Here is a 13,523-nt window from a genome sequence, read left to right on the forward strand (position 1 = left end):
GAGCGATCAGCACTCGATAGCCCTGCCGGCGGCGCGGAACGCATCCAGCGCCCGGGTGGCCGCGGCGGGCGGTTCGGCGCCGACCTGCCCGCCCAGATGGCGCGCGAAGAACACTTCGGTCGCGCGGGTGATCGCGAGCGAGGTCTCCTCGTTGGCGAAGCTGTGGCCCTCGTTTGCAGCCAGCAGGTAGTCGACATCGATCCCCCGCGCCCGCAGCGAGCAGACGATGCGGTCCGACTGGTCCTGCCGCACGCGGGGATCATTGGCCCCCTGAAAGATCAGCAGCGGTGCGCGCATCGCCCCGACATGGGTGAGCGGCGAGCGTTCGCGCATCCGTGCGGCATCCTCCGGCCGGTCGGGGTTGCCGACGAAGCGATACCACGAGCGCGGCAGGAAGGGCTGCCAGCTCGGCGGGAAGGCGCGGACGAGGGTCTCCAGATCGGCCGGCCCGGCAAAGTCCACCGCGCAGCGATAGGCAAAGCCGCCCTCGCGCAAAATGCCGGTAAGCGCTGCGAAGCCGCCATAGGATCCGCCCATGATGCACACCCGCGCAGGATCGGCCCAGCCCTGACGGACGGCGTGCCTGACCGCATCGTCGACATCGTCGGACATCCGCGCCCCGAATTCGCCGACACCGCCATCGAATACCCGCTTGCCGAGGCCCGTCGATCCCCGGAAATTGACCTGTATGACGGTGTATCCGCGATTGGCGTAGAATTGCGTTTCCCGCTCGAAGGTGGCCGCATCGCGGGTCCAGGGGCCGCCGTGGACCGCGACGATGGTCGGCCCCGGCCCGCGGCTCCCAAGCGGGCGGGTGACATAGCCGAGCAGCGGGAGGCCATCGCGGGCGCGCAACCGGAACGGCTCGGTCGGTGCGAAGGCATAGCCGACAAGCTCGGGGCGCGTTTCGGCAAAGACCGAGGCCTTGTCGCCGCGCACCAGGATGAAGCGCCCGGGCCGGTGTCCGGCATCGGTGTAGAACAGCGAGATCTGCCCGTCAGCCGACCGGGATTCGAGGCTCAGGCTGTCACCGGGCGCTACCGCGCGGGCCAGTCGGACCGCTTTGGCAAAGTCGCCGTCCAGCGGCGCGAGATCGCTCGCGATGCGCGTGCAGGCGGCCGCGATCGGACCTGACGCGGCCTGCAGGACATCGTCGACATCGAAACTGCCGCAATCGGCGCCCTTCAGCCGCCGGGGCTTGCCGTCGCCAAAGCCGATCAGCAGCGCGCGCTCGATGTCATTGCCGCGATTGCTCCGCACGATCACGGATCGCCCGTCGGCATGGATGCCGATGATCTTGAAGCGCTCTGTCGCGGGCGCGGCATAGAGGCGCACGAAGTCCCCGTCCCCCTCGCCACGCCCCCACAGCTCGAGCGATCCGTCCGGCGTGATCCGCCCGGCCGCGCGCACGACGCCTGACGCATCGGCGAAGAACTCGGTATAGCCCGCATCATTGCGCAACACTTCGCGCACCGTCCCCGCGTCGGGGTCGACAGCGTAGACATCGGCGTATTCGGGGTCGCGCCGGTTGATCGCGAGGAGCAGCGGTCCGGCCTGTCCTGCGGGCGTGCGGAGAATTTCCGCATTCGCGCCGGCAAACGGCGTCAGGTCGCGCGCGCTTCCGGGGGTGACGGGATCTATGCGGAACAGGTGGTAGCCTTCGTCTCCGCCGCTGTCCTGCAGGACCAGCAGCCAGCGCCCGTCGGCCGACCAGCGCACATTGTCGATCGAACGATCGGGATTGCGCAGCACCAGCCGACGCGGGCCCGCCAATGGACCGACATGAACGGCACCACGCCCGTCCACGGTCTCTATGGTCGCCACCCGCGTGCCATCGGGCGATAGAACAGCGGCCGAGATCGCCGGTGCCTTTGCCAGAATTTCGAACGGGATCAGCGGGACAGCAGAAAGCGGTGTGGCAACGGCAAGCAGCATGCTCGAAAACATCGTGGCGGGCCTCTCCGGAAACATCTATGCCCTCCCCTTATGATGCGCGGGAAGCACTCGTCTTGAACAAAACGGAAGAGACGGCAACCAATTGGAGCAGCCCGCTGCCGCCAGCGCTGCGTCCGTGGATCCGCATGGCGATCCAGCGCCGCGCCGTCGCCCCACCGAAGCTGTATCGCATCTTCCCCAACATGAACTGCGAGATCTTCATCAATTGCGGTGAGCATTTTGCCAACGCGCGCTGCGGCGAACCGCTTTACCCTCTGCCCCTGGCCAGCGTGTTCGGGCCGAAGACCCGGTCCTATGACCACGCGACCGGCGCGCGCTCGGACTGGTTCCTGCTCCAGCTGACCCCGCTGGGCGTGCGCGACCTGCTCGGTTGCCCGCTCGCCGCACTGGTCGATGCCGATCACGATCTCACCGCAGTCGCGCCCGGGGCCGCCGTGCTCGCCGAACGGATCGCTGGAGCATCGCAATTCGCCACACGGCTGCGGATTGTCGAAGCCTGGGCGATGGCGCGGCTCGACGGTGCCGCGATAGGAAGCCGGCACAGTGCATTGTCGCGGGTTCACGCGGTCATGCTGAACCGCCCGAGAACCTCGGTCGGCGCAATCGCCGCTCAGCTTGGCATCGGCGCCCGGCAGCTTCGCACAATCATGCGCGACGAATTCCGGATTAGCCCCAAGGCGCTGCTAGGTCACGCACGGTTCGAACACGCCTGGGCCACGCTGTTCCACACCGGCTCGATCAGCCAGGCCAGTGCGCTTTTCGCCGATCAGGCGCATTTGACGCGCGCCTTCCGGCGCTATGCGCATCTCACACCGAACCAGTATCGCCGTCTCAAGACGAGCGGGGACGCCATCCGCAACGGCGTGGACCGGGGTCTTGCCGAAAGGATGGGGATCGCGCTCTACTGAATGCCAACGGCCGTCAGCGCGGGACGTGGCCCATGATCGCGAGCATGTTGCCGTCGGGATCGGTAAATTGCTGAAGCCTCAGAAAACCAGCCGGGTTGGACTGCACCGTCTCCACATCCCCCACCAGTGCAGCGTCGCTCGTTTCAAGACGAGCGCGGGCAGCGGTGAAGTCATCGACATGGAAATAGAGGATACCCGCAGGTCGCTCTGGCTGTTTGCGAGCACGATCATGCGCCAGCATCAGCCGCGTCCCAGCGACGTCGAAGAACAGCATATCGCCCGCCTCGAAGAGCAAGATCAGCCCAAGGCAGTCGCGGTAGAATGCGCGAGCCCTGCCGAGATCGGTCACGGTCAGGGCGACTTGCTCGAACTGCGCCCTGGCAAGTACTGGTGCGCGCCCGTCTTCTGCACAGACCGTCACCGGGGTGGCTGCGAGAGCAAGCGTCAAAATCCACTTCATCATGCATCTTCTCCTGCTTTAGGATCGACCACGCTCAGCAGGCCAATGCTGCCGCCGTCGGGATCGGCAAAGAACGCCATCCATTCTTCGCGACCGTCGGGGTGGACGTGGATTCGGTGCGGTACGCTGAGGATGGTAACGCCCGCAGCGCGCAGACGCTGGGTTTCGCCTGCAATGTCGCCCACGCGAAAATAAAGGATCGAATTCGTTCCCTCTTTGGCCGCGGACAGATACAGGCGCACGCCGCCACAATCGAAGAACGCGGCGTTGGGGAAGCGCATGATCTCCGGAAGGCCGACGATGTCGCGCAACCAATCGGCCATAGCATCGAGATCGCGCGCAGTTCGCGACACCTGCCCTAGCGACCAATCGCCGAGGTCGGAGCCAATTATTGCGGTCGCCATTGCGCTGTCCGCCCGCACACCCGGCCATTGTCGCAATTCGCTGCGGGACCGAAGGCCAAGCTTGCCCAGTATGTTACTGACATGAAATTTTACCGCATCGGGCGAGAGTGTGCACAGCCTGGCGATCGCCGGATTACTGAGACCGTGGCGAACGCCTTCAATGACCCGCCATTCCGCGGGGGTTAAGATATCGGGGTGAGGTGGTCTGCCACGACTGTTCATGTGGTGGGCATATCGCAGAGTCGATCTATTTACCCTACCCTGTCCAGCAATTGGGCATTCGCGTTGCTCATACTCGGGGTCGTATGTACCGCATCAAGGCGTCTTATTGGCGATTGTCTGCTCATGCTCTGGCTACGGCGCGGATCCATTCATCGATCTCGGCTTCAACCCAAACTGCGCATTTGGGCCCCAGCGATCGCGATTTCGGAAACCGCCCCTCGCTCATACGCTGGTAGATGGCGGAGCGGCGCAGTCCGACGCGGGCGATCACTTCCGGTAGGCGCAAAAGCCTCGCCGGCGGAACCGCTTCGGGCGGTTGAGGCGTGTGCATTTCATCTGGTGTTACATGCGGCATTGTTGATCTCATTGGCTTGGGTTCGGTCCCCTTCGAACTTTAGGATTTACCGCGGCAGCGACATCGCGATGTCGCGCCCCACAAAATCATCGATGTGCTTGGCAAGCATTCGCGCCACCAGCTGTGAGGTACCGTTGGCCCACCGAGGCCGCAGATCCTCAATCCGCCGTCCCAGGGTCCGCTGAAGATGGACTGGGAGGCTAGTGAAGAACTCTTCGAGAAATTCGCCCATCTCGCCATGCATCCACTCGCAGGCGAGATCTTCCTGCCCGGCGAGTGCGAGGATCATGGATGCGCGGGGATGGGCTCCACAGGCGGAGAGCACACGTGCTGCTTCGTCGAGCCCGATAGGCCGCTCGCCGCGCGCAAGGCGAAGCAGGGTCTCGCGATGCATGCCGCATTCATTGGCAATCCGGTGGCGAGGTTTGCCAGCGGCTTCGATCGCATGGGCAAGGACGCGGGCCAAGCTTTCATTGGCCGGTCTGGCGGCGGCGGTTGGATGGTACATGGTTGTCTCCTAGGTTCTGCACTGGTGCGACTCGCAGGCATAACGCGAAGCATCCCATGTAGGAAAACGAAAAGAACATAAACGGAACATCTCGTTTAGAGGCGAATCAGTTCCTCTATCCGATTCGTCGCCAAATCCCGGCTGCAGTGGCGGCTTTTACCGACACAAAAATACTGAATTTACGTCGTTATCGTCGATTTCAGGCGCTGGACTGGCAAAGATGCGTCCGCATCCTTCCACCTCCAGGCGGTATTGCCGCTGAACACTTTCCTACGACCATTTCCTAGATGCATGTGGAACACACAGCGAACGCCAGAACGCTGTGACCACCCCTCCAACCGGAGCTTCACATGCAGTCTCTCACCCTCCCCAGGCGCGCCAGCGTCAAGGGTCTCGGCAAGACCCTCAACATTGCCATCCCGGTCGCAATCGCGGCGCTTGCGGCGAGCGCCGCCTATGCCGGCGCTGACACGACCTTCACCCCTGCCCTCACGAAGTTCACCTACATGGTGTGTTCTATATATGTTCTCACTCGATTCGGCCATAGAAGGAATCGAGATATGAGACTGAGATGGGCAACGATCACAGCGGTGCTGGCGGGATTGGCGTTCGTCGTCCCGGCTCAGGCGCAGGAGGAAATGGCTGCTGCTGCACCTGAGCTGCGACCTGACGGCTTCCGCATTGCCGAGGGGTCGAACGGTTTCCAGCTGGTGGAGCATGGGATTTGGCGCCAGCCCCTAGCCGCTTCGTCAGGGGCTCCGGTTCTCGAAGCGGGCCGGACCTACCTTCCCTATCGTTATGCAAATCCCGAAGCTGGAGGGCCCTCAGGCTTTCGACGGGCAAGCTACCTTCCCCATGTTTATGCTGCTGAGGCTCAATATTCGCTGCCGAGTGGTCTTCTCGACGCCCTGGTATGGACGGAATCGCGGTATAATCCTCTGGCGATCAGCAAGGCTGGCGCCGCCGGTCTTGGTCAGCTGATGCCGGGGACCGCCCGCGACCTTGGCGTTTCCAATCGCTTCGATCCAATGGCCAACATCTTCGGTGCGGCGCGGTATCTCCGCCAGATGCTCGACAAGTTCGGGGTAGTGCATCTGGCCCTCGCCGCCTACAATGCAGGCCCTGGCGCCGTCGAGCGAGCCGGCGGTATCCCACGCAATGGCGAGACACCGGCCTATGTGCGCGACGTGCTGCGTCGTTGGCGCTTTTGAGCAGGGGGTAGTTGTGAGTTCCGGTCGAATACGCGTGTCGGGAATGCTGAGCCGCGGACGACGCGGAATGATCCTGACCACGAAATCGGACGAGGTTTGGATCGTCGAAAGCGAGGAAGTTGCCGATGATCTCATCGGTTCGAATGTGACTGTTGAAGGCGTCGTTGCAGGCATGGATCGTCTACGCGCCGGCTGGATTGGCGCGGACAGTCATCCTTCCTGATTCTCCTGCGGCGGATATTTCGCGACGAGTTGGAGAACCTCCCTGCCCCATAGTGCGAGAGCTTCGCGCTTCTCATTGGTGTACTGATGCCGATGATAAACCCCGGCGACACCGGCCATTGCCGAGCCCGACTGATGATTGAGAACCGCTTCCGAAACGACCAGAGGTATTCCAAGCCTTTGCAGTCCCGTTGCCACTGTCCGGCGAATATCATGCATGGTGAAATGACCGGCCTCATAGCCGAGCTTCTCGTCTGCGCTTGCCCGAATCCGCTTCCAGGCCTTTGACAGCCCACTAACACTGTTCGTGTTGGTGACCTTGGAGGCCAATAGAATTTGGGATTGCTTGTGAGCGTCGTCAGGGGCGATCCCCGCGGCCGCAAAGATCTCGGTCGCGGCTGCGAGAGCCTGCGTGGACAGCGGGACCACATTCGCCTTGCCGTTTTTCGCCCTGTCTCCCGGTACGGTCCATACCTTCCCCTTGAAGTCGAACTCGTCGCAAGTGGCGTCGAGCACCTCTCCCCGGCGCTGGGCTGTAAGAATCAGCATCTGCACAAGATGACCAAACGGATAGCCATCCTCGACAGCGGCCTGCCACAATGCCGCGAGTTCTCGATCGCTGAGTACGCGATCGCGGGGCTCGCTCCGCTTTGGACGCCATGCATCCCGGCAAGGATTGGCTGGCAAATGCTCGAGTCTGGTGAGTGCCCAAGTGTAGAAAGTCGAGAGATGGCGATACACGATGCGCGCCATCGTCAGGGTTTCCTTGCCCCGCTCGAATGCGATCTTCTCGACAAAACGGCTCACGTCGCTTCGAGTGATGGAATCGGCGAGACGGTCACCCAGCTCAGGTTCGATGTACTTCCGGAAGACCCGGTCGAACTCCTTGGCGCTCCGCTTTTTACCCTCGATCTGCTGGGACAGGTAAATCTCGTATAGCTCGGCAACCGTTCCGACGCCCTTCGATCCCTTCCTCTTCGCGCCGGGCTTTCTGGCGATGTTCTTGCCCTGCTCAACATCGACGAGGAGATCCCGTGCCTTCCGCCGAGCATTGGCAAGCGTGAAGCTCGGGCCATGCCGTCCGATCGTGACGTTCAGCCATTTCCCCTGAACGCGCTTGCGCAAAATATATGTCTTGATACCGCTTGCGCCCATACGCAGGCGAAGGCCGATGACGATGCCGTCCGCGAGCTCAATCTGTCCTGTCGCTGGGGCCTTCAACCCTGCGATCCGAGCATCCGTCAATCCAACTTTGTTCGCCATATGTACCTGCTACCTTAGGTAGCTTTTGGTACTGGATACTGGCGAACATTTCAAGAACAATACGGACTATGAATCCCAGATTTCCGCCATTTTTTGACCCATGCGGACGCGCTAGGACCCTCTGATTGCAGCTCTTAATCAGCGGGTCCTAGGTTCGAGCCCTAGTGCGTCCACCAAAAACTCCTATAAAATCCAAGGTTTAGGGTAACTGCCCGAAAGGGCCGGAGCCCAACATGCACCGTGGGCTCCACATAATGGCGGGCTCCATTCCCTCGCTTAATGGACTCCGAGCGGGCCGAAAATTTATTTTCGCTCAGCCCCCTGACGGGGTTAATCTCGCTCGATGGTGACGCAGGGAAAGAATCAGCACGAACAAATAGTTCGGGGCTTTTCCGGCGTGGTGCTTGGCGCACAGGCAATCTTTCATCCCGACGAATATGGGAAAGCGGCCCGCAAGGAGCCTGCGGACGTCGCGTGGGTGGCCAACAGATGCGCGATCCTGTTCCACCTCAAAGCGGGCGGCGGCTCATTTGATAAGAAGATAAAGGGCAATCTCAACCAGCTTCGCGGGTGGCTGCGTGCGTGGAGAGCAGGCGAAGTCCTCCGGGGCACGTCCGAGGCGGGAGCACACGCGTTTACCTTTGCCGACGTGGATTACGTCGTCGGTCTGTCCGTCGTGGATGGCGGCGAAGTCTGGTGCGAATATCATGCCGACCATGTAATCCGATCTCAGGATTTGAAGCTGGCTGCGTGCGCGACGATCACCGGCACAGCTTTGCGAGCACTAATGGCAACAGGCGGGTCCGCCCGCGATCTCGTCTCCCTCGTCTCCTTTTTGAGAACCGCAGGACGTCGAATATCCGAAGTCGACATGATCGCGATGATCCATGATCGTATGGGCGGGATCGCACGCACCATCCATTCGCAATTCACTGAAAAGGGCCTGACACCAGAAGCGGGAAGCACCGCGCTCGATCAGGTTATGGCCGTTTCCTCGATGCTGAAGCACAACCCGCAGAACGCCGAGATTGCGCAGGTTTCGGCCGACCTGACATTTGCGGATGTCCTTTGGTTCGGCATTGCTGCGCCTATTATCGAAGCTCAAATCGCCAAGCCGGGCGAATATGGTCCTCTTGGCGGGATGATGTCTCGACAGTCGGGAATCTACACCCTTCGCTATATCGCCGGGGCGAGCGCCAAAGAGGCCCTCGATCCGATCGCAAAATTGCTCGACGGAAAGCCGAGCATAACCATTGCCGCGAGCTTAGCCCTAAGCCGCACCGGGCCAATGCGAGTGATATCAATTCAGCATCGACGTGAACCGAGCATGATGGAACGTGAGGTCGCCGCGCTTCGAGCCGCCACGCTAGAAGCAGGCCAGTTCGCCAACATCTCTTAGCGGCTATTCATCAGCCGTGAGCAGATCGAGCGCCTGCCGCATCCCCGACATAGGATTGGAACGGCACGAGCCGCTTCACCGCTTCGGCTTGGCTGTCCGTGATGGCGTCGCCCGTGGCCGCGCCGATCGGAGCCCCGGCCGCCTTGGACACGTCGGAGATAAGGCCAGCCATAGGGCCGAGCAGCTTGCCCACCGGATCGACGCCAACGCGCCGCACGCCCTGGCCGCTCTGCGGCGCGTCGGGGAAGGCCGCCATGAGCGCGGATTGACGCCCGGTGTCAACCGTGGCGCCCGCCTCGATCGGCAGGGCGAAGAAGCCGGGGGCGTCCAGCGCCTCGCACCAGCCATCCCCTCCGAAACGGCCTTTATTCGCCGCCCGCAAGTTTACCACGCCTTAAGGCTGACCCTCTAATCTGAGCCTGCATCACTGGGCTCGGAGAATGGGGAATGGTCCGCGGTTGGACAATCAGACGGTGGCGTGGCGCGTTTCGCGCGGCGGTTCTGCGCGATGTGCGCGGGGCAACCGCGCTGGAGTTCGCGCTGGTGGCGCCGGTCCTGATCGCGATGATCGTCGCCATTTTCGAGATCGCGGTGATGTATTTCGCGCAGCAGGGCCTGGAAACCGCCACCGAAACATCCGCCCGCCTCATCCTGACCGGGCAGGCGCAGCAGAACTTCACCGGGGTCAAGGACGCGCAGGGCAACGTCACCAAGACGCCGCAGCAGCAGTTCAAGGAGGCCGCCTGCGCTTCGCTGCCCACGTTCCTGCAGTGCAGCCGGCTCTATGTCGACGTGACCAACGTCACCAATTTCTCCTCGGCCAACACCGCGTTGCCGACCTTCACCTATGATTCCAACGGCAACATCACCAATACCTTCGCCTATACCCCGGGGACGCAGGGCGCGGTGGTGGTGGTGCGGCTGATCTACAACTGGCCCACGCTGGCCGGCCCGCTGGGCTTCGACCTGTCCAACCGCCCCGGTTCGCAGCGCATGTTGCTGGCAACCTCGGTCATGAAGACGGAGGGTTACTGATGCGCCCGATGCCGCTCCTGCGCCGCCTGAGCGCTACGGTACGCCGCCTTGCCCGCGATGCGCGCGGCGTGGCGCTGGTGGAATTCGCCATCTGCCTGCCGGTGCTGATCCTGCTGTATCTGGGCGCCTACGTGATCAGCGACGCGATCACCTGCAACCGCAAGGTTACCCGATCCGCGCGGGCGGTGACAGACCTGGTTTCCCGCTATGGCACCGTGTCCGCGTCCGATCTCCAGACGATCATGGGATCGAGCGCCATGGTGCTCAGCCCCTATGACAGCACGGTGGCCCAGATCCGCGTGAGCGAAGTGCAAGTCGTCGATGCCAGCACCGCCAAGGTGGTGTGGAGCAAGTCGACCACCAACTGGACCGCGCTGACCGTGGGCAATTCGGTTGCGCTGACCACCAACCTCGTGCCCCAGTCCATGCTGCCCGACAAGACGGTCACCCCCAACAAGCCCGGCGCCTATTTCCTGATGGGCGAGGTTTCATACCCCTATACGCCGCAATTCGGCCTTGGGTTCATTTCCACGATCACCATGAACGATCGGATATTCATGCTTCCGCGCCTGTCCGATCAGGTTCCCCTTCAGTGATGAGGCTGCCCCCCATGCGACTGTTCCATTCGCTGCGCGAAACCGCGCGCCGGCTGCGCGATGACAGCCAGGGCAACGTGCTCATCATGATGGCCGCGCTGCTGATCCCGATGCTGTTCGCCGTTGGCATGGGCATCGACTATGGCCGCGCGCAAACGCAGCAGACGCGCATGAACGCGGCGGCGGACGCGGCGGCGCTGGCCGGAACCAACGCCACGCTGATGCAGCAATCGACCGATACCGCGCTGGCGGCCGCCCGCCAGATCTTCATTTCGCAGGTCAGCGGGCTGCAGGACATCCAGTTCAACGCTTCCACCGATCTCACCGTCAGCCTGGTCGATACCGGCGCGCTCAACAGCGGCCGCACGATCGTGGTGAGCTACACCGCGAAATCGGTGAACCTGTTCGGCGGCATCCTGGGCTATGCCACGCTGCCCATCGCCGGGTCCTCGACCGCCAACGCGGCGCAGGCCCCGCACATCAACTTCTTCCTGACGATGGACAAATCGCCATCGATGCTGCTGCCCTCGACCTCGAGCGGCCTTACCTCCATCCGCAATGCCACCGGCTGCGCCTTCGCGTGCCACGCGCAGGATCCGCGTGCCGACGGCATCAATATCAGGACATCCAACAGCCGGGATGTATTCCTGGACGGGAATTACTACAACTCCGGCAATACCGGGTACAAGACCTGGTATCAGATCGACAGCTCCAAGAACCTGTACGATCAAAGCGGCACCAAGATCGGAACATCCGTTGCGGTAGCCAGCAACAGGTTTTCGTTTACGTACAAAAATCTCAGCAACCAGTCGAAATCGATCACCGGGTTCTATGCCGACGGTTACTGGCTGACGCACAACTATACGCAACTCTATCCCACCGCATCCCCCATCCCGCTGCGCATCGGCGCCGAAACGCTGGCGGCACAGGACCTCATTCCCTTCGCGCAGAACATGGCGACGAAGAACAACGTTACCTACAAGATGCAGGTGTTCAGCTTCGACTGGACGCATCCGGGCTATTCGACACCGGTCACCACCCACACCTCGATGACGGACGTCCAGAACATGACGACGTCCAACATCCCCGATCTCGATAGCACGACCGACTTCTGGTACGCCAACGGCAAGCCGACATCGTCGACCAACATCAACGACAAGGCGACCGAGTTCAACAATATGCTTTCCGCCATGAACTCGACGATGCCCAATCCGGGCGACGGGACCACGACCGCCAAACCGCAGGAAGTGCTGTTCATCATCACCGACGGCGTGACCGACGAGCAGATCGGATCAAGCCGCTGGAACCGTGAGCTGACGACCGCGCACTTCACCAACTGCACCGCCATCAAGAACCGCGGCATCAAGATCGCGATTCTCTACACGGAATACCTGCCCGATGCGCTGACAGGGGATTCCTGGTCGCAATCCAATGTCGCCCCCTATCTGACCAACGTGCTGCCGGCGCTCCAGAAGTGCGCCTCCGCAGCGCGCGACGGAACGCCGCTGGTCTATACGGTATCGACCGACCAGAGCATTTCCGACGCGCTGACCGCGCTGTTCGCGCTGACCATCCAGAGCGCGCACCTGGTGAAATAATCCGACCGATCGGAGCCGGCGTAATGACCTGAACCCACGTCACTTCGTCATTGCGAGCGGTACGCGAAGCAATCCAGAGTCCCGCGTGCCGCCCTGGATTGCCGCGGGGCTTCGCCCCTCGCAATGACGATTCAAGGCGATGAAATCTGGCTTTAGGGCAACCGTTCCACCACCGGCATCGGCCAATCGCCGGACAGCGCTTCGGGCTTCGGGCTGTAGAGCCGCAGGTTCATGTCGAACGGCCCGCGCGGCACCGGCAGCCAGTTGGAGCGCTTGTCCGCTCCCGGATCATCCGCCTGGAGATAGAGGTCGAGCGAGCCGTCGGTGTTGAAGGACAGCTTGTCGCGATCGCCGATGGCATAGCGGTCGATCGCGTTCGGATCGGTATAGCTTTCCTTGTTGTAAGCCGTCAGCGACCAGAACGCGCGGACCGGCGGCAACTGGCCGGCCTTGAAATGCACGACATAGCGGTTGGCCCCGTCCAGCGGCTTGCCATCCTTGTCGGCCGCCGCGCGCGGGTAGATGGCGTCGACCGGATGGTTGGCACCCAGACCAGTCAGAGCCACCGCCGCGCGCTGATCGTAATCGACGCCATAGGAGCCGATCGAGGTCGTCATCGTGCGCCAGCCATCGCGCTGCCGTCCGGCCTGTCCGACATAGCGGAGCAGATTGGCCGGCCCTTGCGCCTTGGCCTGGGTCAGGGCCTGCTGCACGGACGGCACAAGACCAGCGAAGCGGAACCCCTGCCCGGCCCGCAGGCCCACCATGCCCAGCCGCGCCAACTGGGGCTGGTCGTTGAAGTGCGGCGGATTGTCCACCATCAGCCGCATCGCCGTTTCGTAGAATTCCGCCGCGCTCATCGCGTTGACGATGGCCACGGGTGATTTGTCCGCCGGAACGGGCACATCAGCCGCACGCGCCGGTCCCTTCGCGCCGGGGCTGAGCGGGGCCAGCGCAAACGCCTGCTGGATACGGTGCACGAAGGGATAGTCGGCAGGGCCGTTCGTCTGCACCCGGCCGATGATCCAGACATAGCGCGTGGGGGAATCGATCCGCTCCACGCCCTTGGGCAACGCGCCCTTCCAGCCGGGCGCGACTACGGCGAACCGGCCGCCTTCCGGTGCCAGCGTCTCGCTGCCCGGCACCGCGAAGGTATCGGTCCACATGTCGTAGAGCGGTAGCATGTAGTACCGCCCCTGCGTGTTCCCGATCGTCAGCAGGATCGGGCCATCCGCCAGATCCAGCCAGGCGCTCGAATAGAGCGTATCGAAATTGGGCCGCACCACCGCGCGGAAATCGCCCGGCGGGAACGCCTGGTTATGATGGAACGTGTTGACCGGTGCGCCCATGCCGGTCGCGCCCTTCTGCGTCGCCTGCCGCCGCGTC

Annotated in this window: 15 protein-coding genes and 1 tRNA gene; 8 read left to right on the forward strand and 8 right to left on the reverse strand. The window is 62.6% G+C overall.

Annotated features, from left to right (window positions below; translation table 11 throughout):
* Positions 1–6: 6 nt before the first annotated feature.
* Positions 7–1,935, reverse strand: a complete 1,929-nt coding sequence (locus B3547_RS16440; RefSeq protein WP_292964749.1) for an alpha/beta hydrolase family protein — start codon at positions 1,933–1,935, stop codon at positions 7–9.
* 74 nt (positions 1,936–2,009) lie between these two features.
* Here B3547_RS16440 and B3547_RS16445 point away from each other — a divergent pair, with 74 nt between their 5' ends.
* A complete protein-coding gene (locus B3547_RS16445; protein ID WP_292964751.1) occupies positions 2,010–2,864 on the forward strand; it encodes a helix-turn-helix domain-containing protein in 855 nt (284 codons plus the stop codon).
* Positions 2,865–2,877: 13 nt separating this feature from the next.
* On the opposite strand, the gene B3547_RS16450 is transcribed toward B3547_RS16445, so the two are convergent.
* The 4 genes from B3547_RS16450 to B3547_RS16465 form a co-directional block, all read right to left on the reverse strand.
* Positions 2,878–3,327 (reverse strand): VOC family protein, encoded by a 450-nt coding sequence (locus B3547_RS16450; protein WP_292964753.1) that lies wholly within the window; start codon positions 3,325–3,327, stop codon positions 2,878–2,880.
* A complete protein-coding gene (locus tag B3547_RS16455; RefSeq protein ID WP_292964755.1) occupies positions 3,324–3,950 on the reverse strand; it encodes a LuxR C-terminal-related transcriptional regulator in 627 nt (208 codons plus the stop codon). The genes B3547_RS16450 and B3547_RS16455 overlap by 4 nt, the downstream gene beginning before the upstream one ends.
* A gap of 121 nt (positions 3,951–4,071) precedes the next feature.
* Entirely contained in the window at positions 4,072–4,305 is a 234-nt protein-coding gene (locus B3547_RS16460; protein WP_292964757.1) for an AlpA family transcriptional regulator, read from the reverse strand.
* A 46-nt stretch (positions 4,306–4,351) separates the two neighbouring features.
* Entirely contained in the window at positions 4,352–4,813 is a 462-nt protein-coding gene (locus tag B3547_RS16465) for a transcriptional regulator (protein ID WP_084276680.1), read from the reverse strand.
* 560 nt (positions 4,814–5,373) lie between these two features.
* Between B3547_RS16465 and B3547_RS16470 the strand changes: the two genes are divergently transcribed.
* On the forward strand, positions 5,374–6,024 hold the full coding sequence (locus B3547_RS16470) for a lytic transglycosylase domain-containing protein (protein ID WP_414690574.1): 651 nt from the start codon (positions 5,374–5,376) through the stop codon (positions 6,022–6,024).
* 43 nt (positions 6,025–6,067) lie between these two features.
* Positions 6,068–6,247, forward strand: a complete 180-nt coding sequence (locus B3547_RS16475; RefSeq protein ID WP_292964841.1) for a DUF5818 domain-containing protein — start codon at positions 6,068–6,070, stop codon at positions 6,245–6,247.
* Here B3547_RS16475 and B3547_RS16480 read toward each other — a convergent pair.
* Entirely contained in the window at positions 6,235–7,509 is a 1,275-nt protein-coding gene (locus B3547_RS16480; RefSeq protein WP_292964758.1) for a tyrosine-type recombinase/integrase, read from the reverse strand. The two genes, B3547_RS16475 and B3547_RS16480, sit on opposite strands and share 13 nt — an antisense overlap.
* A gap of 104 nt (positions 7,510–7,613) precedes the next feature.
* Here B3547_RS16480 and B3547_RS16485 point away from each other — a divergent pair.
* Together B3547_RS16485 and B3547_RS16490 are read left to right on the forward strand one after the other, a co-directional pair.
* Positions 7,614–7,685 (forward strand) — tRNA-OTHER (locus B3547_RS16485).
* A 167-nt stretch (positions 7,686–7,852) separates the two neighbouring features.
* Positions 7,853–8,908, forward strand: coding sequence for a hypothetical protein (locus B3547_RS16490; RefSeq protein ID WP_292964759.1), 1,056 nt, complete (start codon positions 7,853–7,855; stop codon positions 8,906–8,908).
* 10 nt (positions 8,909–8,918) lie between these two features.
* Here the strand turns inward: B3547_RS16490 and B3547_RS16495 are convergent, their stop codons facing one another.
* Positions 8,919–9,290 (reverse strand): hypothetical protein, encoded by a 372-nt coding sequence (locus B3547_RS16495; protein ID WP_292964761.1) that lies wholly within the window; start codon positions 9,288–9,290, stop codon positions 8,919–8,921.
* Between the two features lie 65 nt (positions 9,291–9,355).
* Here B3547_RS16495 and B3547_RS16500 point away from each other — a divergent pair, with 65 nt between their 5' ends.
* From B3547_RS16500 to B3547_RS16510, 3 genes are read left to right on the forward strand one after another with little or no spacing between them, the layout of a single operon-like run.
* Positions 9,356–9,943 (forward strand): TadE/TadG family type IV pilus assembly protein, encoded by a 588-nt coding sequence (locus tag B3547_RS16500; RefSeq protein WP_292964763.1) that lies wholly within the window; start codon positions 9,356–9,358, stop codon positions 9,941–9,943.
* Positions 9,943–10,539, forward strand: a complete 597-nt coding sequence (locus B3547_RS16505; RefSeq protein ID WP_292964765.1) for a TadE/TadG family type IV pilus assembly protein — start codon at positions 9,943–9,945, stop codon at positions 10,537–10,539. Before B3547_RS16500 ends, B3547_RS16505 begins: the two co-directional genes overlap by 1 nt.
* Positions 10,540–10,553: 14 nt before the next feature.
* Entirely contained in the window at positions 10,554–12,137 is a 1,584-nt protein-coding gene (locus B3547_RS16510) for a TadE/TadG family type IV pilus assembly protein (protein ID WP_292964766.1), read from the forward strand.
* Positions 12,138–12,289: 152 nt separating this feature from the next.
* Here B3547_RS16510 and B3547_RS16515 read toward each other — a convergent pair.
* Positions 12,290–13,523, reverse strand: a 1,234-nt coding sequence (locus B3547_RS16515; RefSeq protein WP_292964767.1) for a DUF1254 domain-containing protein, incomplete at its 5' end; no start/stop codon positions are given.

Source organism: Novosphingobium sp. UBA1939, from assembly GCF_002336885.1.
Taxonomy (GTDB): Bacteria; Pseudomonadota; Alphaproteobacteria; order Sphingomonadales; family Sphingomonadaceae; genus Novosphingobium.